The 1,629-nt window shown below is 63.9% G+C and carries 2 protein-coding genes; both read right to left on the reverse strand.

All coding sequences use genetic code 11. From position 1 onward, the window contains the following. Positions 1-304: hypothetical protein (locus tag ACRDUX_RS07755; RefSeq protein ID WP_526412598.1), on the reverse strand; the 304-nt coding region annotated here is incomplete at its 3' end. Between the two features lie 261 nt (positions 305-565). After that, on the reverse strand, positions 566-1,629 hold a 1,064-nt coding region (locus tag ACRDUX_RS07760), incomplete at its 5' end, for a DUF8225 domain-containing protein (protein WP_526412600.1).

A 1,629-nucleotide genomic window follows, 5' to 3' on the forward strand; every position in this document is an offset into this window, starting at 1 on the left:
GATTGAGGCTGAGCGTCAGTGCGCCGACCGCCCGCGCGTCGGCAGGCAAGAGAAAGTTGAGACTCTCCGCAAGGTCGAAGCGCTGCCCCTCGAGGTCGGGCGTACGCGCCGGATCGAGCCTTACGCGGTTCATCGCCGCAAGATAAGAAGCCCCGCCCCTGCCGCGTCGCCAGGTGATCTCGCCGGTCACCAACGTCGGAGCAGCGAATGCAGCAGGATCGAGATAGACCCGCACGACGGTCGGTTTGCCTGCAATCAGCCTGACGCGATTGTCGAGCGCCTGGACAACCTGCACGACTTCCATCCCGCGCACGCGGACGTCGGAGGCCGCAGCAGGCCCTGCTCCCAAAGCCAATCGTGCCGGGGACGGCCTCCTGACTGTCGGTTTGTCGTAGCCCGATGGCGCGGTCGGCTCGAGATCCGGCGCCGCCACCGATCTGTTGCGTCTCCCACGTGTTCCATGTGCGGTCGACTGTCTCTGCTGTCGGCCGCGTAGCCTCGTTGTCAAAGCGGTCCTCCCTTACGAATGCGTGATTTGCACCTGCCAACGCCCATCACATCCTTCTCAGATCCGCCGAGGCGCGCCGTCGCCCAGCGCATCGCTTACCGACAGGGGAGCACCAGCGGCGAGACCGGCCGCGGGACCAGCGGCGTCTCCGACGCAACCGCGCACCGGCTCTGCGGGACTGAGACCGATCCGCGTGGCGAGTGCCCTGATGGTCATCTGAATCCGATCGGCAATCTGGCCGCCAAACTGGATCTGCCGCCCATCGATGTGCACATCACCGAGCACGTAGCCACGGTCGCTCGGTACCTCGATCACGGCCCTGACCGGGCGGTCGGATACGCCACGCGTGTACCTCCAGAATGGGGCGGGATCACTGCCGTCCGGCGTTTCCCACTCCTGTGTGTCGAGACCTGCGAAGTAGATTCCCACCGGATTGGCGACGGTGATGTCCGCCCGGTTGCGGGCATGGAAGTTCACCCGCGCGCCGATGAACGGATCGCTATGCCGTTGAGGGGCACCGTATCGGCCGCATTGGATCAGCTCGAGAGCATCGGTCATCGGCGTTCCATTCGCGCGCAGCCGCCTGATTGTTGCCGCGCCAGCAATCTCGATCTCGGCACGCAGCGTGTTGTTTCTCTGCACGAGGTGCATCGCCCCGTTGACAGTCGAGTTGTTGAATCGATTCCGCGGAAGGTAGGCGCCCGAGGGGGTGAAGAGGTCGCTCTGCGTAGCGGATTCATCGATGTGCTTCTTGTAGAGTGCGAGCGTGCGCGCCGGATCAGTCGCGGCGAGAAAGCGCCAATACTCCGGGCCCTCGCAGGTAAAGGTGACTCGCGTGATCTTGTTGGTGCCCGATTGTCGGGTAACGCTCCATTCGCAATATTCGTCCTGGACGTCGCGGGCGGCATCGGCGTTCAGCCAGCGTTCCATGTCCGACCCGCTGGTGATCTGAACAAGGCGAGGAAACGCCGTCCACTTCACGTCCTCGATCGCAATGTCGGGTCCCGGCACGACCGTGGCTGCATTGAAGAACTGCGACCTTGGCGAGTCGAAAGGATCCCCCACATTGCCTTGGCAGGCGGCATCCATGGCATCCGAGATAAACTGATGCCAAGCGTCGC

This window comes from Mycobacterium sp. (assembly GCF_050701675.1).
In the GTDB taxonomy this organism is placed as follows: Bacteria; Actinomycetota; Actinomycetes; order Mycobacteriales; family Mycobacteriaceae; genus Mycobacterium.